The organism is Oleiphilus sp. HI0123 (genome assembly GCF_001635315.1).
This window is the reverse complement of sequence record NZ_LWGE01000360.1, coordinates 1-404: the sequence shown is the minus strand read 5'-3', so window position 1 is coordinate 404 and position 404 is coordinate 1. Positions and strand designations below refer to the sequence as shown.

Below are 404 nucleotides of genomic sequence, written 5' to 3'. Positions count from 1 at the left end.
TTAAGCATACGCTCTGTATGGTCTCGAGTCGGCGCTGGCTCCTGAACCTGTGTTTCGCCATCAGCGTATAAGCCCGCCAATAACAAACAAGACTTTACTTGCGCACTGGCCATTGGCATATCATAACGAATACCTGCCAGAGTTTGAGAACCACTAATTTTTAGAGGCGGACGTCCACCTTCCGCAGACTCAATTTTCGCACCCATTTGACGTAATGGGCCAGCAACTCGCTCCATTGGCCGCTTAGATAAAGACTCATCACCCGTCAATTCCGTATCAAATTTTTGCCCGGCAAGTAGACCGGCAAATAAACGCATACCAGTTCCTGAGTTACCAAGGTAAAGTGGCCCAGGAGGCGCTTGAAGACCATGCAGACCAACACCATGAATCTTAACTCGCCCTTC

At 49.3% G+C, this 404-nt stretch carries 1 pseudogene; it reads right to left on the bottom strand.

Annotated features, from left to right (window positions below):
- Nucleotides 1-404, bottom strand: a pseudogene (locus A3761_RS03435) (bifunctional prephenate dehydrogenase/3-phosphoshikimate 1-carboxyvinyltransferase); the annotation flags it as partial.